This is a genomic window from Bradyrhizobium sp. OAE829, assembly GCF_040546575.1.
In the GTDB taxonomy this organism is placed as follows: domain Bacteria; phylum Pseudomonadota; class Alphaproteobacteria; order Rhizobiales; family Xanthobacteraceae; genus Bradyrhizobium.
Map to the genome: position 1 here is coordinate 1896336 of NZ_JBEPOE010000001.1, position 19271 is coordinate 1915606.

At 62.5% G+C, this 19271-nt stretch carries 16 protein-coding genes; 10 read left to right on the top strand and 6 right to left on the bottom strand.

Features of this window, described 5'->3' with window-relative positions; all coding sequences use genetic code 11:
• Nucleotides 1-3 precede the first annotated feature (3 nt).
• Nucleotides 4-936 (top strand): DMT family transporter, encoded by a 933-nt coding sequence (locus ABIE49_RS09240; RefSeq protein WP_192738703.1) that lies wholly within the window; start codon nt 4-6, stop codon nt 934-936.
• Nucleotides 937-1160: 224 nt separating this feature from the next.
• On the opposite strand, the gene ABIE49_RS09245 is transcribed toward ABIE49_RS09240, so the two are convergent.
• Entirely contained in the window at nt 1161-1385 is a 225-nt protein-coding gene (locus ABIE49_RS09245; protein WP_192738704.1) for a hypothetical protein, read from the bottom strand.
• On the opposite strand from ABIE49_RS09245, the gene ABIE49_RS09250 reads away from it, so the two are divergent.
• Nucleotides 1384-2358 (top strand): Bug family tripartite tricarboxylate transporter substrate binding protein, encoded by a 975-nt coding sequence (locus ABIE49_RS09250; protein WP_192738705.1) that lies wholly within the window; start codon nt 1384-1386, stop codon nt 2356-2358. The genes ABIE49_RS09245 and ABIE49_RS09250 overlap by 2 nt on opposite strands.
• A gap of 77 nt (nt 2359-2435) precedes the next feature.
• On the opposite strand, the gene ABIE49_RS09255 is transcribed toward ABIE49_RS09250, so the two are convergent.
• The gene (locus ABIE49_RS09255) at nt 2436-3893 is read right to left on the bottom strand and encodes a tetratricopeptide repeat protein (protein ID WP_192738706.1); all 1458 of its coding nucleotides are present in this window, start codon (nt 3891-3893) and stop codon (nt 2436-2438) included.
• Between the two features lie 327 nt (nt 3894-4220).
• Between ABIE49_RS09255 and ABIE49_RS09260 the strand changes: the two genes are divergently transcribed.
• Nucleotides 4221-5162 (top strand): NAD(P)-dependent oxidoreductase, encoded by a 942-nt coding sequence (locus ABIE49_RS09260; protein ID WP_354066698.1) that lies wholly within the window; start codon nt 4221-4223, stop codon nt 5160-5162.
• 167 nt (nt 5163-5329) lie between these two features.
• Here ABIE49_RS09260 and ABIE49_RS09265 read toward each other — a convergent pair whose 3' ends face one another.
• A complete protein-coding gene (locus tag ABIE49_RS09265) occupies nt 5330-5914 on the bottom strand; it encodes a hypothetical protein (protein ID WP_354066699.1) in 585 nt (194 codons plus the stop codon).
• A gap of 255 nt (nt 5915-6169) precedes the next feature.
• On the opposite strand from ABIE49_RS09265, the gene ABIE49_RS09270 reads away from it, so the two are divergent.
• From ABIE49_RS09270 to ABIE49_RS09295, 6 genes are all read left to right on the top strand, one after another.
• Complete coding sequence (locus ABIE49_RS09270; protein WP_192738708.1) at nt 6170-7438, top strand: NHLP bacteriocin system secretion protein; 1269 nt, start codon at nt 6170-6172, stop codon at nt 7436-7438.
• A gap of 103 nt (nt 7439-7541) precedes the next feature.
• Nucleotides 7542-9659: an NHLP family bacteriocin export ABC transporter peptidase/permease/ATPase subunit gene (locus tag ABIE49_RS09275; protein WP_502915990.1), complete on the top strand. Its 2118-nt coding sequence runs from the start codon at nt 7542-7544 to the stop codon at nt 9657-9659.
• Nucleotides 9656-12337: an ATP-binding cassette domain-containing protein gene (locus ABIE49_RS09280; protein ID WP_354066700.1), complete on the top strand. Its 2682-nt coding sequence runs from the start codon at nt 9656-9658 to the stop codon at nt 12335-12337. The genes ABIE49_RS09275 and ABIE49_RS09280 overlap by 4 nt, the downstream gene beginning before the upstream one ends.
• Complete coding sequence (locus ABIE49_RS09285; RefSeq protein ID WP_354067432.1) at nt 12231-12563, top strand: ATP-binding cassette domain-containing protein; 333 nt, start codon at nt 12231-12233, stop codon at nt 12561-12563. The genes ABIE49_RS09280 and ABIE49_RS09285 overlap by 107 nt, the downstream gene beginning before the upstream one ends.
• A gap of 131 nt (nt 12564-12694) precedes the next feature.
• Nucleotides 12695-12859 carry a hypothetical protein gene (locus ABIE49_RS09290; RefSeq protein ID WP_192738710.1) on the top strand — a complete coding sequence of 55 codons (165 nt, stop codon included), beginning with the start codon at nt 12695-12697 and terminating at the stop codon, nt 12857-12859.
• 237 nt (nt 12860-13096) lie between these two features.
• Nucleotides 13097-14950 (top strand): patatin-like phospholipase family protein, encoded by a 1854-nt coding sequence (locus tag ABIE49_RS09295; RefSeq protein WP_192738711.1) that lies wholly within the window; start codon nt 13097-13099, stop codon nt 14948-14950.
• Nucleotides 14951-14961: 11 nt separating this feature from the next.
• Here ABIE49_RS09295 and ABIE49_RS09300 read toward each other — a convergent pair whose 3' ends face one another.
• From ABIE49_RS09300 to ABIE49_RS09310, 3 genes are all read right to left on the bottom strand, one after another.
• The gene (locus tag ABIE49_RS09300) at nt 14962-17076 is read right to left on the bottom strand and encodes a CHASE2 domain-containing protein (protein WP_192738712.1); all 2115 of its coding nucleotides are present in this window, start codon (nt 17074-17076) and stop codon (nt 14962-14964) included.
• Nucleotides 17069-17767 carry a Crp/Fnr family transcriptional regulator gene (locus tag ABIE49_RS09305; RefSeq protein ID WP_192738713.1) on the bottom strand — a complete coding sequence of 233 codons (699 nt, stop codon included), beginning with the start codon at nt 17765-17767 and terminating at the stop codon, nt 17069-17071. Before ABIE49_RS09305 ends, ABIE49_RS09300 begins: the two co-directional genes overlap by 8 nt.
• A 113-nt stretch (nt 17768-17880) precedes the next feature.
• Complete coding sequence (locus ABIE49_RS09310) at nt 17881-18528, bottom strand: FecR family protein (RefSeq protein ID WP_192738714.1); 648 nt, start codon at nt 18526-18528, stop codon at nt 17881-17883.
• Between the two features lie 494 nt (nt 18529-19022).
• On the opposite strand from ABIE49_RS09310, the gene ABIE49_RS09315 reads away from it, so the two are divergent.
• Nucleotides 19023-19181, top strand: a complete 159-nt coding sequence (locus ABIE49_RS09315; protein ID WP_192738715.1) for a hypothetical protein — start codon at nt 19023-19025, stop codon at nt 19179-19181.
• Nucleotides 19182-19271 lie beyond the last annotated feature (90 nt).

Here is a 19271-nt window from a genome sequence, read left to right on the forward strand (position 1 = left end):
ATCATGCAGACCCATCTGTCGCGCCGCGGCGCATTCCTGCTGTTCGCGGTGATCGTGATCGCCTGGGGCCTGAACTGGACGATTACCAAGACCCTCGTGCAGAGCGCTTCGCCGCTGTGGATCACGGCGATTCGTTGCGCCATCGCCACCGTGGCCCTCGCCGCGCTTCTGTTCGCGCGGGGCGAGATGATCGTGCCACGTCGCGGCGATCTGCCTGTGATCTTCGTCAATTCGATATTTCACATGGTGGCATTTTCAGCGCTGGTCGCATTCGGGCTGCAATACGCCGCGGTCGGCCGTTCAATCGTCCTTGGCTACACGACACCGCTTTGGGTGATGCCTGCCGCCTGGCTGTTCCTCGGCGAGAAAATGACGCCATCGCGTTCACTGGGAATGGCCGTCGGCCTTGCCGGCCTCGCCCTCATGTTCAATCCATTCGCCTACAATTGGGCCGACGCCAACACCCTGGCCGGCAGCGGCTGCATCCTGCTGGCAGCCCTGTGTTGGGCGGTGAGCATCGTCTACGTGCGCGCGCACCGCTGGATTTCGACGCCCTTCCAGCTCGGGTTCTGGCAAACGCTGCTCGCCACGCTGGTGGTCTCCGTGCTGGCGTTTCTAAAGGACGGTGTTCCGCATCTGGAGTGGAATGCGCAGCTGGTTGGACTGTTTCTCTTCAGCGGGATCATCGGAACGGCTTTGGCCTATTGGGCCATGGCGACGGTCAATCGCAGCTTGCCCGCCGTCGTCACATCGCTCGGGCTGCTCGCGACACCCGTCGTCGGGGTCGCAAGTTCAGCGATCATTCTTGGTGAAGTGGTCACGGCCGACCTGGTGGTCGCGATGCTCCTGATCCTGGGAGGCATCGCCATCGGAACGATCCCCCGCAGGGAAAAGGCTCCGGCGCAAAAGCACGCACCCCTAGTCGTGGAGTCGTAGATCCCGCAATTCGGGCGGCAAGGCCGCGCGAACACATTCGGCCGGCGAAACTACACTGACGGGGCGCGCCGCTTCAGCGATTGCACTGGACCCATTCCGGGGCAAACGTTCGGCAGCCGTTGCGATGACAAGCAACGCCAGAATGGCGGCAACACCGCCCAGCGCTGGATTGAGCCACGCCAGCAGATCATTCAACCGAACGAGCCAATATGGAGCCATGTTCGTCAGCCCGACAATCGTGAATCGACGATGTCATCGTCGTCCCGCGCCTTCGCGAATGCAATCTGGAATGTGCGAACCGTGCCTTCGGCGAGTTCGAAGGCTGTTGGCAATACGGTGCGGGACAACGCATGGTTGACATTCATGCTGTTCCTGCAATTCTCCTCCATCAGCGACCAATAAGATCTTGCGACAGCAAGACGGATGCAGGGGATGAGGAAACGCAGCATGGGGTCATTTCGTCGTCGCGCTATTCTCGTCGCCTTCAGCGCATTCCTGTTCGGTGGCACCGCCACGGCGCAGGATTATCCATCCCGCCCCGTCAAGATCGTCGTACCGTTTCCAGCCGGCGGCTCCAACGACATCATCGCCCGCATCGTGGCGCAAAAACTGACCGAGCGGACCGGCCAGACATTCCTGATTGAAAATCGCGCCGGTGCCGGCGGAAACATCGGCGCGGATGCGGTCGCGACTTCGGAGCCGGACGGTCACACGCTGCTGCTGACGGCACCACCGCCGCTCACCATCAACGCAGCGCTCTACAAGAACCTGCCCTACGATCCCGCCAAGGCATTCGCTCCGGTAGCGCTGGTCGCCTCGGTGCCGATCGTGCTTATGGTGCATCCGTCGGTTGAAGCCAGGAACGTCGGCGAACTCGTCGCGCTCGCCAAGGCAAAACCGGGCACCATCAACTTCGGATCGTCGGGCAACGGATCCACCAATCATCTTGCGGGCGAATTGCTGAAGAGCATGACCGGCATCAATATCGTTCACCTCCCCTATCGCGGCGCGGCCCCCGCCATGAACGATCTGATCGCGGGGCATATTCCCATGATGTTCGACAACATCCCGGCCGTGCTGCCGCAGGTTCAAGCCAAGACCATCAAGGCGATCGCCGTGGCCGGCGCCAAACGTGCGAGCGCCCTTCCCGATGTGCCCACGGTCGCAGAATCCGGCGTGCCCGGCTTCGAAGCCTCCGCCTGGTTCGGGCTGGTGGCACCGGCGAAAACCCCCGCGCCGGTGCTTGCGAAGCTGGAGAGCGAGGTCGACGCGATCCTGAAGATGCCCGACGTGCAGAAGCGGTTCACCGAACTCGGTGCCGAGCCGGCTAATATTTCAGGCGCGGCGTTCGGACAATTCCTCGCGGATGAAACCGCTAAATGGACGAAAATCATCCAGTCATCAGGCGCGACGGTGAACTAAAGCGTTTTCCAGCGAAGCGGACACCGGTTCGCGTTAAGAAAACGCGTCACATCAAGAATCTAGCGTGAAACACATGCTCATGGCACTACGCCGAGCGCCTTCAGTTCGGCGTTGGCGGCCTCCCACTCGTGGAAACTGCGCGGACAATCGCTGGCCGCCAGACGGAAAAGGCGGGTTGCTTCGTCTTTCAACCCCTTCGTCAGCGAGAGCTCGCCACTGTAGAAATTCGCCTCGCAGACCTGCCCCCTCTTCCTGCTGGCGTCACGATGGTCTGCGGCAGCAAGTGCAGCAGCGGGCGTTATCTGGCTCATGAACAATCTGATGACAGGCGCCGGCCAGACGTTCATGTCGATCCGGGAACTGGTTTGCGCCAGGCGGCTCGGGAGATTGTTTCGCTGACTGGCGATCTCGACCCACAGGGCCAGATAGGCATTGTCCGGTGCATGCGCACTTGCCTGGGTAAGATCGGCCAGCGCCTCTTCGGCCGAACCAGCAAAGAGATATGAGCGCCCGCGAGCAAAGTAGGCCAGGGGTGATTTCGGATTGAGCCGGGTCGCCTCATTGTAGTCGGTGATCGCGCGGTCGAAGTCGCCCTTGGCGTGATAAGTAACACCTCGGCCGACGAAAGCCTTGACTGACTTTGGATCGAGCCGGATCGCCGCGTTGTAGTCGGCGACGGCGCGGTCGTAGTCGCCCCTGGCGCGATAAGCGGCACCTCGGCTGTTGAAGACGCTGGCATCTTCGGGATCGATCCGGATCGCCTCACTGTAGTCGGCGATGGCGCGGTCGAGGTCGCCCTGTTCGAGATAAACGTTGCCTCGCTTGTCGAAGGCCATGTCGGATTTGGGATCGAGTCGGATCGCCTCATTGAAGTCAGCGATGGCGCGGTCGTTGTCACCCTTGGCGCCGAAGGCGATACCTCGACCGAGAAAGGCCTTGGCGTGTTTGGGTTCGAGCCGGATCGCCTCATTGTAGTCGACGATGGCGCGGTCGTTATCGCCCTTGTCGTGGTAGGTGCTACCCCGATTTTGGAAGGCCCTGGCGAGTTTGGGGTCGAGCCGGATCGTCTCATTGAAGTCGGCGATGGCGCGGTCATTGTCGCCCTTGGCGTTGTAGGCGTTGCCTCGATTGTTGAAGGCCATGGTGAATTTTGGGTCGAGCCGGATCGCCTCATTCAAGTCGGCGATGGCGCGGTCGTTGTCGCCCTGTTCGTTGTATGCGGCACCTCGATTGTTGAAGGCCATGGCCAATTTAGGATCGAGCCGGATCGCCTCATTCAAGTCGGCGATGGCGCGGTGGTTGTCGCCCCTGGCGCGAAAAGCGACAGCTCGATTGTTGTAGTAAGCCGCCAGATCGCGCCCTTTCGATTTCCCCGACTTGATGCCCCGGGTACAGTCAGCGATCGCAGCCTCGGGGTCCTGCGCAGAATCACACTGATCAGCGGCGGCTGAATAACCCAGGAATGCAGCTGAATAACCCAGGAATATCGTGGCGGCAAAAAGCGCGCTCCGAAATCTCCAATCCGTGGGCCTCATGCCATTTCCCTGGGCGAACTTCGAAATCCTGAGATATGTGTCGGTACTTGGCGTTCCGGTTCACATTCAACGGGCAAAGTCGCTTACTATCGGGGCAATCACGTCGATTTTGGCATCTCGGCAGCATGTCCGGTTTGCGGCGGCAGGCTAATCCCGGAAATCGGCCGTCATCAAACCCGCTGCAATCCCTGACTTGGCTGCGCGCCAATGCGGCCACGCCCTGTAGGTACCCGAAGTACAATGCTCCACACCATGCGCCGACGGCGCACGCCCTTGCGCCGCTGGCGGGGCTGCAGCGTCGCTTTGGCACCAACGCGCCTGTATAGGATGCACCGAAGAGTTTTCCGCAGTGATGGCTCGCAACAAAACAAACGGGAGAAAGCCATGTCTGAGAAGGTCGCCGTCATCGGAATGGGGCAGATGGGATCGGGGATGGCGGGGCGACTGAGGGAGTCCAACCTCGACGTCGTCGGTTATGACGTCAACGCCGATCAGCGGGCGCGCCTGACCAAGGACGGCTTTCGGATGGCATCGAGCATCGCCGAGGCGCTCTCGGGCCGCGGAATCGTACTGACCAGCCTGCCCGATCCGAAAGCGGTGACAGAAGCCTGGCTAGGCGCCAACGGCATCGTCGCCCATGCGGCGAAGGGCACCCTGTGCATCGAGCTGAGTACTATCGATCCGCAGACGATGCGGCAGGCCGCCGAGGCAGCGGCCGCCAAAGGGATCGCGATGGTCGATTGTCCGGTCAGCGGCAGCCCAAACGAGGCGCGTGCCGGCCAGCTGATCCTGATCGCCGGCGGCGACAAGGCCGACGTGACCCGCGCCGAGCCGATCCTGAAACTGCTCGGCAACGACTGGAAGTACACCGGCCCGGTCGGTACCGCCAAGGTCGTCAAGATCGTCAACAACATGATGTCGATGGGCAACGTCCTGGTCGCGGCGGAGGCCTTTGCGCTCGGCGTGGCCGCCGGCGTCGAGCCGGACAAACTCTATGACGTTCTGTCGGTCAGCGGGGGCCGCTCGCATCACTTCACCAAGCGCTTTCCGAACGCGATCAAGGGGGACTTCTCGCCGGGGTTCAAGATGGAGCTGGGCGAGAAGGACCTTGCGCTCGCGGTCGAACTCGGGCGGATGACCCGGATGCCCACACCGTCGGCTTCCGCGACCCGCGAACTCTACGCCCTGGCGCTGGCCGAAGGCTTTCGCGGCCAGGATATCGTGGCACTGCTGAAGATGTATCAGAACTGGGCAAAGCCGGCCATTTAGACCTGGCACCGCGCGGCCGACTCGTTGCCCCTTGATGGCGATCGTAGCGTAACCTGGCAACGCGAACGCGCTCCGCCAATAGCCGAGCCGTAGCGATGGCCTGAAGTTTGTGACACGCATCACAGTGGCTGTGGCTTGAAGCTGTATTATGGCACTAGCGGACTAGTTCACAAACGTACCTGAATGGAATTGAGAAGATTGGTTGTCGTATCGATGAACTGCAGCGCCTGCTGCGTTTTGCCGAAGGCCAGGGGGAAGCGCGAACAGCGGTCCGACAACTGAACCAATCGTTTTCGTTCCTCGGCAAGAATCGTATTCGTCTTTTCGATCGCGAATTTGACGACGCCCTTCACCGGGCTGTTTTCGCCAAAGTCAGTGATCTCCTTTTCGATCGTGATGAGATACTCGTAACTCGAAAGCTCCTCGGAGATCTGAAGCAGTTCCCGGATTGTCGACGTAATGCAATCGGCATCGCCCGTGGAAATATCGGGTCGCTTGGCGGTTTGAACGAGATCACCCATCAAGTTCTGGAATAGCGGCTTTATGGCTTCGACCTTTTTGAAATCGCTTTCGCTGAGGACGCCGCTGCTGGACACGTTCGGCGCCAGCAGGAGCATCATGATTCCGAGGGCGAGCGGCCGCCCCCATTCGCGACGCAGGCCGGTCATGGATCGCGCATTAGGCGCGCAAGCGGGTTTCTTGCCGCCCCCCACCACTCTGCCAATCATTTTCCAGACGGCGGTTACGCCCATTGGATCAGCCTCGGACCTGGTCGCCAAGCATAGTTCGCGATTGCATGCGCTGCTAGGGCGGACCGGAGCTGGCCTGCGTCATTTTTGCACGACGAACGCGCGTTCCGGCGTGGGTGGGCAGGCCCGTTTGGTTGTTCTGCATCGCCTTTTGTGTATTATCTGCCCCGAGAGGAATAGAGCTGTGCGTGATGAGAAAAATCAGCGACCGCTCGCGGCTGGGGAGGCCATCCCCGGTTTGGTTACGGACCCGGGAAAATGACCGATCTCTCGCAGCGGACATTTCGCGCCGTCGCGCTGCAGCGCGCCGCTTCGCCCGAACAGCTTGACCATCTCGTCCGCATTACCAGACCGTTCGACTGGATGCTGGTATTCGCCATTTGCATCGCCCTTGTCGCCGCGATCACATGGGGCATTGTCGGCCGCGTCCCTACCCGTGCTGAAGGCCAGGGCATTCTGATCAGCGGTGGCGGCCGTGTCGTCGAGGCGTCTTCTGCCGCCGCCGGCAGGTTGGCGACCATCAGCGTCATGGTCGGCGACCGCGTTACCCAGGGACAACCGATCGCGGAGATCGTTCAGACCGATATCCAGCAACGCCACCAGGCTGCCGTCGAGGTCTTCCGTGAGAAGGAACGCCAGCACGCCGACCTGATCGACAAGACCAAGCGCGAGCTCGCGTCGAAGGCACAGAATTTTGCGAAGCTCGAAGCCGCGTTCAACCAGGTCATCAAGGCGACCACGCAGCGCATCGACTATCTGACGAACGATGTCAAAACCCTCGAGGATTTGATGACGAAGGGATTGACGACGCGGCGCACGCTTGAGGAGCGGCGCCGTGACCTCACCGACGCCCAGCAACGAAAAGAAGATACCTTCAACGAGATCCTGAAGCTCCGGACGACACAGACCGATCTGGAAACCCAGCGCGAACGCGAGAACCAGACATCCGAGTTTGCTCTCAATGACGCCCGCCGGCAGATGGATTCCGCGGCGGGGCTGCTGACCCTGAACACCAAAATCGTCAGCCCGGTCGATGGTCGCGTGCTCGAAATCAAGGTCTCCGCGGGCGCCGTGCTTGCGGTCGGCGCACCTGTCGTCGCGATCGAAAGCGAGGGCCAGAAGCTGGAAGCCCTGATCTATATTCCCGCCGAGCGCGGCAAGAACGTCAAGCTCGGAATGCCGGTCCGCATCGAGCCAAGCACGGTGAAGCGCGAGGAATTCGGGACCATGGTCGGCACCGTCGTGACGATCTCGGATTTCCCGATGACGCCGCAGGGAATGGCAGCCGTACTCCACAACGACAATCTGGTTACCCGGTTTTCAAAGGAAGGAGCCGCCTACGCCGCAACGGTCAGCCTGGAGCAGGACCCCGAAACCGTGAGCGGATATCGCTGGGCGGTTGGACAGGGGCCGCCGATCCGCCTCAGCAGCGGAACGCTGACGCGCGCGGAGATCACCACACGACGGCAACGCCCGCTCGACCTGGTGGTGCCCCTCATCAGGCGGTTGACCGGAATAGATGGATAGCGCCCCGCCGCAGCAACCGCTTCCGCCACAGTTCCGGCCGCCTTCCCTCTGGCACCGGTTCCGAAGGCTATTTTGGCGCCGGAACGTCAAGAAGACACCGACTATTCTTCAGATGGAAGCCGTCGAGTGCGGCGCGGCTGCGCTGGCGATGGTGCTCGCGCACCACGGCGCGTGGATTCCACTGGAGCAGCTTCGCGTTTCGTGCGGCGTCTCGCGCGACGGCAGCAAGGCAAGCAACATCGTCCGGGCGGCGCGCACCTTTGGTTTCGATGCCAAGGGTTTTCGCAAGGAGCCGACGACGCTGCACGAACTGCCGATGCCGTGCATCATCCATTGGAACTTCAATCATTTCGTGGTGCTCGAAGGGATCGACGGCAACGACGTTTATATCAATGATCCCGCGACCGGACGCCGGCGCACCGACATGGCCGAGCTCGACCTCGCCTTCACCGGCGTTGCGCTCACCATGGAGCCGACGGCTGAATTCCAGCGGTCGGGCAGCAAGCCGCAAGGCTTGCGATTGCTGCTGCGCGAATTGCGCTCCTCGAAGACCCCCGTCGGCCTGCTGGTGCTCGTAAGCCTCGCGCTGGTGGTGCCCGCCATCGTCGCTGCCGGCTTTTCGAAAATATTCATCGACAACATCCTGATCCAGCGCACCAGCAGCTGGTTCATTCCGCTCTTGATCGGCATGGCCTTGACCGCGATCATCCGCGCGCTGCTGACGCTGGTGCGCCAATCGCTGCTGCTGCGGCTGCAGACCAAGCTTTCGGTCGTGATGGTCAGCCGCTTTCTCTGGCATGTCATGGCGCTGCCGGTCGAGTTCTTCACCCAGCGTCACGCCGGCGATATCTCCAACCGCGTGGGCGCGAACGAGCAGATCGGCCGCCTGCTCTCGAGCGGCGTCGCATCGAATGCGCTCAATCTGACGTCGATCGTCTTCTTCGCCGCGGCGATGGCCATCTACGATCTCCCGCTGGCCATCATTGGCGTGAGCATGACGCTGGCGAATGTGCTGGCGTTGAAGTTTATCGGAGGACGTCGCGAAGACCTCAGCCGCAGTCTAGCGCTCGAGCAAGGCAAGCTTGTCGGCTCCACCGTCAGCGCGGTGCGCAGCATCGAAACCCTCAAAGCCAGCGGACTGGAGGACGAGGCGTTCGGCCAATGGGCCGGCATCCAGGCCAAGGCATTGAACGCCGAGCAGGAACTCGGCGCCTCCTCGATCTATCTTGATATGCTGCCGACGCTGTTCACGGGACTGACCGTGGCCGCGATTCTCGGTGTTGGCGGCCTGCGCGTCATCGAGGGATCGCTGACCCTCGGAGGCCTCGTGGCCTTCCAGTCCCTGATGGCAAGCTTCTCCGAACCGGTGACCGAACTCGTCAATTATTTCGGCAACGTGCAGACCATCAAGGGCGGGCTGGAGCGCCTGGAAGACGTCTACAATTATCCGCTCGGAAAGTCGGACAAGCCAACGGTCGCACCGGAGCGCTTTCCGCCAAAACTGACCGGCCGGGTCGAGCTCAGCAATATCAAGTTCGGCTACTCGATCCTGGAGCCGCCGCTGCTGGACGACATCTCGATCGACATCCATCCGGGTTCGCGGGTGGCCCTTGTCGGCGCTTCCGGCAGTGGAAAATCGACCCTCGGAAAGCTGATATGCGGTCTCTACAAACCCTGGGCTGGCGAGGTTCGCGTCGACGGATGGAATTTGCCTGAGATTCCGCCGCAGGTATTTGCGAATTCGATCACCTATGTCGACCAGGACATCTTCCTGTTCGAGGGGACGGCACGCGAAAACCTCACGCTGTGGGACTCGACCATCACCGAGGCCGACCTTTCGCAGGCATTGAAGGATGCCGTGATCCACGAAGACATCGCGACGCGAACGGGAAACTACGACTGCTATATCAACGAGGGCGGCACCAATTTCAGCGGCGGCCAGCGTCAGCGGATCGAGATCGCCCGGGCGCTGGTCTCCAATCCCTCCATCCTGGTGCTCGATGAGGCCACCGGCGCGCTCGATCCGATCACCGAAAAGATCATCGATGACAACCTGCGGCGGCGCGGCTGCACCTGCATCATCATCGCGCACCGCCTCAGCACCATCCGTGACTGCGACGAGATCATCGTGCTGCAACAGGGCAAGATCGTCGAGCGGGGCACCCACGAACAACTGATGGGCCTTCAGGGCACGTACGCAAGACTAGTGGCGCAGGAATGAGTGAATCTCTCCTCCAGCAGGCCCACGCGATGGCCAATCAGGAAGCGACCACCCATCCGGCGGTCCACATCGCATTCGATGGACGGCATCCAAAGCTGCTTGATCACCGCGGCTATGCGCTCCAGATCACCGCGGGGCATGTCGATGTCTTCGCGGTCCGGCTTGTCGAAGGCAGTACCGACGGCGCCCGGCACCATCTGTTCCGGGCCGAGAGTGGAGAGATCATCCTCGACCTGCAGGAAGGCTTCAACCGGTCGGATCCGCAAATTCAAGTGCTCGCGGTCGGAAGCCCCGGCACCGAGGCCCTGCTTGTGCCGCGCATGGACGTTCAGTCCCCGGACCCGGTCACCACCTGGATCAGGCGGCTTGCGCGATTGATCGCCGGACCCAACCCGAGCTGGGACATGCTCGAAGTCGCGAGCGATGGCGCGGCCGAGATCCCGCCGGGCGAACGGCGCCGCGGCCCGGCGCGCAGCATGGTCTGGGTCTCCCTGCAAGGCGGGACGGCAAAGCCGATGGGGCTTGAACCGTCGCTCACCGCTGACGGACCCCCACTGCCGCTGACGTCAGGCATGTGGATCGAAGCGGGTCAATCGGGCTGCAGTACGCGCGGCAGTGAGACGATGCCGGACGCCGACCAATTGTGGCGCGCCATCGACCAGTTCCATCTCAGCGTGGCCAGCTGCATCAGGGAATATCTGGCGCGCGACGTCGAGCGCGAGGCACGGCGTCTGGTGCTTCGCACCGAATTGATCACAACGCAGACCGCGGAATCCTTTGAACGGCTTTCCGACGTCGTCGTGCAGCGCTCCACCCATACCGAGATGGCGACCGACTCGGCGGATCCCCTGTTCAACGCCTGCCGGATCGTCGTGGAAGCGATCAAGATGCCGTTCTCCGTCCCGCCCCGCTCCGTGCTTGCCGAAGCCGGGTTTAATGGTGCGGTGGAAATCGCCCGCGCGGCACGCTTGCGCGTGCGCCGGACACTGTTGCGGGGCGAGTGGTGGACCGAAGACGCCGGGCCGCTGGTCGCATGGCACGGCGAGGCGCGAAATCCGGTCGCGCTCATTCGCCGCGGAAACCGCCGCTATGTGATGCTCGACACAACAACGGGAACGCGGCGGCCGGTCGACCGGTCGGTCGCCATGGAATTGGCGCCGGAGGCCGTATCGTTCTATCCGGCGCTTCCGGCACGCCCGCTTCGGTTCCGGGATCTACTGACCTTCTCGTTCCGGCACTCCACCGGCAGCTTCCTTCGCATCGCGATTTCGATCGTCGCGATCGGGTTGTTGTCGCTGGTGACGCCGCTGATCACCAACGTCCTGATCAATTCGGTGATCCCCCGCAGCGAACTCGATCAACTCACGTTTTGCGCTCTCGCCCTCGCCGTCACGGCCCTCGCCATCGCCAGTATCCAGACCATGGAGGGGCTCGCGATGCTGAAGGTCGAAGGCCTGATGGATTGGCGGTTGCAGGCCGCGGTGATCGATCGGGTCCTCAGGCTGCCGACGTCGCTGTTTCGTGAATACACCGTCGGCGATTTCGTGGACCGCTCGATGGGCATCGACGCGGCGCGCCGGGTCTTCACCGGGCGTGCGCTGCGCAGCATGCTGATGGGCGTGTTCGCCTGGTTCAGCATCGCCCTGATGCTCTACTATGATGTCAAGCTGGGATTGATCGCGCTATTGCTGACGCTGATTCGGGCGCTGCTGATCGTCGCCACCAGCGCGCTGCGCCTCTACTACGAAAACAAGTATTTTACCCAGCAGGGCAAGATCGACGGCTTCGTGCTGCAACTGATCGCCGGCATCGGAAAGCTGCGCGTCGCCGACGCGACCGCGCGTGCGCTCGCCGTATGGTCGAAGCAATTCGCCGGGCAGAAGCGCAATTTCATTTCGTCGCAGAAGGCCTCCAATGCCCTTGGCGTTTTCGAGACGGCGTATCCGCTGATCGCCACCCTCATCATCTTCGCGGCGGCGACATATCTGCAGAGCAAGCTGCTGCTGGATGTCGGCGGCTTCCTGGCATTTTTTTCCGCCTTCGGGCAGTCGATGGCCTCGATCGGCGCCTGGGCATCCGGCATCAGCGAATCGCTGATCGCCATCCCCCGCATCACCCGCCTTCGGCCCCTGATTTCGGGGACAGCCGAACTGTCGGACGAACGGAAATCTCCCGGCGAACTGTCCGGAACGATCGAGCTGTCGCGCGTGACCTTCCGCTATACGCAAGGTGGCCCGCCGGTGCTCGAGAATGTCTCGCTCCGAATCGCGCAAGGCGAATACGTCGCCATTGTCGGTCCGTCAGGCAGCGGCAAGTCCTCGTTGTTCCGGCTGCTGCTGGGGTTCGAGAAGCCGGAGTCCGGCACGGTGTTCCTCGATGGCAAGGCCATCGACACGCTCGACATCAGCGCGGTGCGCCGTCAGCTCGGCGTCGTGCTGCAAAACGGCAAGCTGGCAACCGGCAGCCTCTACGATAACATTTGCGGTGGGCGTCCAGCTGCCGCTCGACCAAGCCTGGGAGGCGGCGCGGCTCGCCGGCCTGGAGGACGACATCAAGGCGATGCCGATGGGCATGAACACCGTGGTCGCCGAAGGCGTCAATACGCTGTCGGGCGGCCAGCGGCAGCGCATCATGATCGCCCGCGCGGTCGCGCGCCGGCCGCGCGTTCTGCTGTTTGACGAGGCGACGAGTGCGCTCGACAACCAGTCGCAGGCGATCGTCAGCAACTCGCTCGGCAACCTCAATGTGACGCGGATCGTCATTGCGCACCGGCTCTCCACGGTCCGCCAGGCGGATCGCATTATCGTGCTGGTCGATGGCAAGGTGGTGCAGACCGGAAGCTATGACGAGCTCAGCAACACGCCGGGAATGTTTGCTTCCTTCGCCAAGCGCCAATTGCTTTAGTGATATGAATCACCCGGCGCGAACGCCTTTCGCAGCGTGACGTCAGTCACCGCGCGAGGCCGCGCGCGGGTCTTAGTCTCCTGACCATAGAAGAAGCGGATCATCCCTTCGCTACAGAACAGGAGACGAGCATGAACCACGACCTTCTCAACGACGAAGCGCTTTCCATCGTTAACGGCGGCAAACCTGCCGGCGGGCACGGCAGCGGCACCGGTGGCGGCGGCGGCAACGGCACCGGTGGGGGCGACGGCCTCGGCTGGCTCCGTAACCTGATCCGCAACATCTTCCCCTTCTAAAGGCTGAAGGTGCTGACACCACGGAAGAGACCGCCTCCACAGGCGGTCTCTTTTGTTCTGGACGGTCGTTGCAGTGCCGCATCGCGTTTTGCTGCGCAGCAACGATCGGCCTTTACCGCCTGTCCGGAGCCACGCCCAGCCATCGACAGTTGCCGCAGCAAGCGACGCGGACCTTGATATCGCTCGCAGTCCAGCCTCTTCGGCGATAGCATCACAGCCTCGCAGTGGAAGGCGCCGATGAGCAAGCCAGGTCCGGTATTTGCGTGGGGGAGGCTGTCGGAGGACCTCGCGTTGTTCAAGGCGCTCACGCCGGAGCAGCGATTCAAGACCTTTGATGCCATGGTCCGGCAAGACCTCGTCCGCGGCGAAGTGCTGGTGGCGCAGGGGGACCCTGCCGACTCACTCTACATCGTGTTGCACGGTGCCCTCGCGGTACGCCGAACCGGCGACTCCCTCCCGATCGCCGAGCTGCGCGCCGGAGAACTGGTCGGTGAGGTCGGGTTCTTCGCCAACCTTGCCCGTACCGCCAATGTGATCGCCATCCGCGACACCAGCGTGCTCGTGCTGACGCGCGCCGCCTACCAAAGCCTCGCGGAGAACACGCCGGCGATTGCCGAGGCGCTGCTTGCAGCGCTCGCGCTTCGGTTTGCAAAGCGAACGGAACAGATTCCAACGACCCGCACCTCGCCGATGGCGCGCACGGTGGCGCTGATCGATGGCGGATTTGAGCCGATTCCAGCCGACTTTTATCGACGCATGCGCGAGACCCTCGTCAGGACCAACGCCCAGATCGTCGATCCAGCCCGCGTCAGCTCGATGTTTCCCGGCCGGGAGCTGGATGCCCCCGAAGTCACCGACTGGCTCAACAAGCTCGAGCAGGTTTCGCCGCTCGTGATCTATCTCGGCAGCGGTGAGGTGCCGGCCTGGACGCGGAAGGCGATCCGGCAGGCGGACATGGTGGTGCTGGCATGTCGCGGAGATGCACCTGCGGAAGGCCTGACCGATATCGAAACCTTCGCCTGCCAGGTGCATCCGGTGTCGGCCCGGCGGATCGTGCGCATCCATGACCGCCGCAGCGGCGAAGTCAGTGGCACCACGGCGTGGCTCGCGCGCCTGCCCTGCTTCATGCACCATCACGTCGCGCTCGAGGATCAGCTCGATATCGACAGCCTGATCCGTTTTCTGTCCGGGCGTGCGATTGGATTCGTGGCCGCGGGAGGCGGTAGCTTCGGATCCGCCCATGCCGGCATCTACAAGGCGTTTCGCGAACGCGGCGTGATGTTCGACATCTTTGTCGGAACCAGCGTCGGCTCCGCCATGGCCGCCGGCTTCGCCAAAAACTTCGAGGCTGATCGTCTCGAACGCGGCGCCCACGAGATCTTTGTGAAGAGCCGCAGCTTCCGCCGCCCGACCTGGCCACGATACGCGTTGCTGGATCACAAGGCGTTCGATCGCGCGCTCGCCGAACAATACGGGGCGGAGTGCAGGATCGAGGATTGCTGGCGGCCGTTTGCGGCGGTCGCAACCAACCTTTCGACGCACTGCCTCGAACTGATCCAGTCAGGGTTGCTCTGGCAGGCGGTGCGCGCATCGAGCGCCATACCCGGGCTGTTGCCGCCGTTCTACACCAAGGACGGCGCGATGCTGGTCGACGGATGCCTCATCGACAACGTCCCGCTGGACCCGATGCATCAACTCAAGAGCGGCCCCAATCTGGTCGTGCATTTCGGCGAACCCGAGGTCGAGACGTTTGACGTCGACTACGCGGCGTTGCCCGGCCGGCTGGAACTGGCTGCCGCGATGCTGGTGCCGTTCCGCAAGAAGCTGCTTCCGGCGGCGCCCAACGCGATCAACGTGCTGTGGCGGAGTCTCGTCGCCCACCAGCGCTATGATACGATCCCGGCCGCATCGCTCGATCACGTCATGCGGCCACCGATTCCGGCCGGAGTCGGCGTAACCGAATTCGAACGCCACACCGAGATTTTCGACTCAGCCTATCTCTGGGCGCGGGAGCGCATCACAGCGCTCGAGGCGGAGGGCAATTCCGCTATTGCCGCCATTCTCGGAAGCGGTGCGCCGACCAGGCTGTGAGCGCCGCCTGTCTACGCCGACAGTACGGATCGCAACTCCGCGGCCAGCATCCGCGGAACGGGGTCGCCGGGACATTCCGCGGCCAAGCCTTCAAACAACAGCGCCGCGCCAGCCTTATCGCTTTCGATCATCCGATACGCCGCAATGTATCGTTCGCGCCAATCCGCCGAGGCCTCCGGCGGCCAGGGTTCAAAAACCTCGACGGGCACGTCAAGGCCGCGCAGTGACGCGACACCGAGCGGCCGGAACAGGGTCGTCGTGCAGCGCGCGGCCGCGAATGGGCCGACACAGATGGTCGATCCATAGCGCTTGTTGAGCGCCTCCAGGCGCGCCGCCGAGTTGATGGAATCGCCGTGGGCCGTGTAGTCGAGCTTCGACCTGATCCCGATATCGCCGACAATGGCTTCACCGGTTTCGATGCCGATACGCGTGCGGCCAAAGCCGATGTGAGACGGTTCGTTCCGTGACTGGAATTCCTTCGCCCATATCCGGATCTCCTCGGCGCAGTCGAGCGCGCGTTGCGGATGATCCTTGAGATCGAGCGGCGCGTTGAAGAACGCGTGGACGGAGTCGCCGACGATCTTGTCGACCATCCCGCCATGCTTCATCACAATGGCCGCCATCCCTTCAATGTATTCGTCGAGCACGGCGACAAGCTGCTCGGGCCCTGCGCGATGCGTCATCGCGGTAAAGTCCTCGATGTCGGTCCACAGCGCGGTGATCTCGCGCTTCTCGCCGCTCAACTTCAGGAGGCCCGGATTCTCGGCGATCCGCTTCACAACCGCGGGCGCCAGATGTTGCTCGAAGCGGCTCCGGATGCGAGCTTCGCGACGGGCCACCAGCGCGTAAGAGCTCACGGAGGATGTCATGAAGACGAACAGGCCTCCTATGGACGGCATCACGGGATCGATCAGCCGATCCCCGACCAGAGACGCGAGGATCGCCCCCGACCAGAGAGCCGCCAAGGCGGTCAGGCCGACAAAGGCACCCAACACCGGCGACAAAGCGGACGCCGCGACCACGGCTATCAATCCCATGACCAGGGTCAAAGCAAAGCCTAACGGGACCGCTTGTGGCGCCCGGCGCGCATAAATCTGCTGGATGGCATCGGCCTGAATCTCGACCGACGGGACGAGCGGATCAGTTGCCGTTTCGCGCAATCCGCCAAGCTCAGGCGCCGACCCGCCGATCAATACAATAGCGCCGGCAAGCCGCGCGCGATGCATGGCGTTGTTGTTGACGACGTCAGCCGCGGCGATTGTGCGTGCCTGCCGTTTGCGGATATCGGCCCCGGCCAGGCGCAACAGGCCGTCGCCGGGCAGCGGCACTTCGAGATCACCGACGATGATCCGCTGCGGATCGGCATCGACGGAATAGGCCGGCGCGCGCTCAAACAGCCGGATCGCTTCCAGCGCCAGGCCCGGTCGCGTCGCTTCGCCGGCGCCGACGAGGAGCGGCACGCGCCTGATCCTGCCATCTGCGTCTCCGGGCAACGAAAGCGCACCAAGCCCTTTCGCCGCGTCGACCAGCGGCGATACCGGCCCGAGGCCGCCGGTCATGCGCCAGAGGCCATCCAGCACGACCGGGCGGCGTGCGAGAACCGGCACCCCTGGCACGGCATCGGCCTTGTCGGCATCGAGAACAAATCCGAGCGCCACCGGAACGCTCTTCATCGCCGCGGCGAGATGCTTGTCACCGTCGAGAAGACCGCCGGCGAGCGCGCTGATATCGTGATTGCCGGTGAGAGAGCCGAGTTGTCGCGCCAGCGCGGCTGGCGAGCGGGTATCCACCTGCGTAAAGAGGACATCGATTCCAACGACGGCCGGCTTGCCACTGGCCACCGCTTCGACGAGGCGCGCCATCGTCTCGCGCGGCCACGGCCACGGCCCCAAACTGTCAAGCGTGCGCCGATCGATATCGACAACGACGACCGGAACAGCACTTGCTGTCTCCTGCGGGTTCGATCGGCGGATCTGCCGGTCGGCCGCAAGCACCACGTCGAATGCCCGTTCACGAGATACGTTCCGCCATTCCCTCGGCATCAACAATAGGGCGGCCAGGAACAGCGCGAGCGCTAGAAGTCCGGCAATCAGGCCTGAATGAGTCTTGCCCAGCTGGCTAAGCATGTGACCCGTCAACTTCGGCGAGCTTGAGCGGATCGCAGAAGATTCGGTCCAGCGTGCGGCCAATGGCGCCGACTTCCTCCAGCTTGCCCAGTGCCTCGTTGATCTTGGGACGACTCGCGCCGAGCAGCAGGGCGAGTTCGCCCTGTGACATGCCTAGATCAAGCGGCAGCCGCTTTCCCGGCACGGGCTTGCGGTCGCCAATCGCGACCAGGAAGAAGCGCGCCAGCCGAACATGCATGGGATGAAGTGCGATCGACTCGAGTTGTCCGCTGGTGTCCCGCAGCCGGCTGCAGAGGAACGATATCAGCCGCTCGGACAGCACCGGCCGCGCGGTCCAAAGCTTGCGAAAATCCTCCTTGTCGAGCCGGTAGGTCGTCACCGCCGTGAGGGCGGTGGCATCGGCGCTCCTTGTGCCGCCATCGAGCGCCGCAATTTCACCGAGCAGTTCACCCGCTGTCGCATGCCGAAAGCTCAATTCGCGACCATCCTCGGTGGCGATCGCCAGTCGCACACGTCCTTCGGCGACGAGGTAGAGGCCCGTCGCGCGCTCGCCGCGCGTAAACAGCGCCTGTCCCTTTTTGAATTTGGCCTCGCGAAAGGACGGGACGCAGGCCTCGAGATCCTCGACAGCCAGGCCCTTGAAGAGTTCGGTTTTCGACAGAAGAGAAACGAGAGTATCTTTGCTGGACATTTGCCGCCTGAATGAAAGGCCTCGGTTTGCAATGATTGACGTCAGACCGGAAAATCTCTCCGCGTCTGCAGGATCTCCGTCGTCAAGTCCGGCATGCCGTGCGAATTGAGAAGCTAACTAACGCTGTCCAAAGCGCCGCGAATCCGCTCCGTGCCCCACTTGGTGGCCGCGGAAGGTTTCGAACCCGGAGTGGCCAGGTTTGTCCCCTCTCCTGCCTGTAGCACGACCTCGCTCCCGCCTCCGGAAACGGTGACCGTGCCGTGATCGACAAACACGCCAAAAACGCCGTTGCTCGGCCCGGCAAAGAATTTTGTGCCGCGGACGGCAATGAGTCCGTACGAACTCCTGATCTTCATTGGAACGGGCCGGCTTCCACTCGGCCGGTCAAGAAGCATCGGACCAGACTGCAGCGAGATTTCGCCTCCGGTCGTCGAAAGAAACTGGTCAATGACCAGTTGCGCCTTTTCGCCGAGCTTGATCGTCGTGTCCTCGCCCATCAACATCGTCAGGCGGGAGGATGGCCCCGTCCCGACGCGATCACCGACAAAAAGCGAGGAGGCTTTCTGCAAAGGCCGCTGCTGGCTGCTCGCTTCGACAAATGCTTCGCCCTTGATCTCTTCAACGCGGCCGGCAGGATCGGCGGCGCGCGCCGGCTTGCTGAAGGCCGCTGACGCAAGCAGCGCGCCGACGAAGCCCAAGGCCTCTCGTCGATCGAGCGGATGCCCGCAATAGCGCCGCGATCCCGGAATCATGAAGCGCATCGTACAACCCGCTGTATTAGGGAAATTGATGCTAGCGGAGCTACCAAGTGCAGGCAACCGGCAGCAAACGTCTGCGGGATGCGGTCAGAACTCAGCTGCCGGTCAACGCGACGGCGAATTGTAAACCAAATGGATGACACGTGGTCACGGGTCATATTCCAAGGCCCGCGTCGCGCGCATTTAGATGCTGCCTTGATCCATCGCTGCGACAAATTGCAGCGACCACCTCCGCAACTCCGAAGCTTTGGCACCTGCATGCGGGCGCAGCGAAGCGAAGCGAAATAGCCGCCGCGCTCTTAATTGCCAACCTGCCAGCACTATACTTCTCCAATAAAATTCTTCATTTTCAATATGTTAGATAAAAATATAGTACTCGAATTCCGCTGCCGTGAGCTGTTCCGTACGGAACAGCTCGGCAAAGCGCGGTCCTCTATTCTTCAAAATCGACCCGAGGGAAGCGATAGCCGCGTCCTCTCGACGAGATGGAGAAAGTCATGATCACCCGGCCCAGCAACACCCACAGCCAACTCGGCGACAACGAACCCAATGCCGTCGTCGGCGGTCACCGCAAGTTTCGCTATAAAACGATGAACGGCCACACCTATGCAATCGGCTACGTCAACGGCCGCACCCTGATGGTGAGGGTCGACTGATTAGCCAGCCGAGGATACGGCCGTCATCATCACCGTATTCTTGCAGGTTGATGGTTCGCTTGATGCAGACGAAAGAGAACGGGACAGCAA

Bases quoted from the DNA above. Each gene is read 5' to 3' on its own strand.
- ABIE49_RS09240 (WP_192738703.1), top strand. From the start codon at position 4: ATGCAGACCCATCTGTCGCGCCGCGGCGCATTCCTGCTGTTCGCGGTG.
- ABIE49_RS09250 (WP_192738705.1), top strand. From the start codon at position 1,384: ATGGGGTCATTTCGTCGTCGCGCTATTCTCGTCGCCTTCAGCGCATTC.
- ABIE49_RS09245 (WP_192738704.1), bottom strand. From the start codon at position 1,385: ATGCTGCGTTTCCTCATCCCCTGCATCCGTCTTGCTGTCGCAAGATCT.
- ABIE49_RS09255 (WP_192738706.1), bottom strand. From the start codon at position 3,893: ATGAGGCCCACGGATTGGAGATTTCGGAGCGCGCTTTTTGCCGCCACG.
- ABIE49_RS09260 (WP_354066698.1), top strand. From the start codon at position 4,221: ATGCACCGAAGAGTTTTCCGCAGTGATGGCTCGCAACAAAACAAACGG.
- ABIE49_RS09265 (WP_354066699.1), bottom strand. From the start codon at position 5,914: ATGGGCGTAACCGCCGTCTGGAAAATGATTGGCAGAGTGGTGGGGGGC.
- ABIE49_RS09270 (WP_192738708.1), top strand. From the start codon at position 6,170: ATGACCGATCTCTCGCAGCGGACATTTCGCGCCGTCGCGCTGCAGCGC.
- ABIE49_RS09280 (WP_354066700.1), top strand. From the start codon at position 9,656: ATGAGTGAATCTCTCCTCCAGCAGGCCCACGCGATGGCCAATCAGGAA.
- ABIE49_RS09285 (WP_354067432.1), top strand. From the start codon at position 12,231: ATGAACACCGTGGTCGCCGAAGGCGTCAATACGCTGTCGGGCGGCCAG.
- ABIE49_RS09290 (WP_192738710.1), top strand. From the start codon at position 12,695: ATGAACCACGACCTTCTCAACGACGAAGCGCTTTCCATCGTTAACGGC.
- ABIE49_RS09295 (WP_192738711.1), top strand. From the start codon at position 13,097: ATGAGCAAGCCAGGTCCGGTATTTGCGTGGGGGAGGCTGTCGGAGGAC.
- ABIE49_RS09300 (WP_192738712.1), bottom strand. From the start codon at position 17,076: ATGCTTAGCCAGCTGGGCAAGACTCATTCAGGCCTGATTGCCGGACTT.
- ABIE49_RS09305 (WP_192738713.1), bottom strand. From the start codon at position 17,767: ATGTCCAGCAAAGATACTCTCGTTTCTCTTCTGTCGAAAACCGAACTC.
- ABIE49_RS09310 (WP_192738714.1), bottom strand. From the start codon at position 18,528: ATGCGCTTCATGATTCCGGGATCGCGGCGCTATTGCGGGCATCCGCTC.
- ABIE49_RS09315 (WP_192738715.1), top strand. From the start codon at position 19,023: ATGATCACCCGGCCCAGCAACACCCACAGCCAACTCGGCGACAACGAA.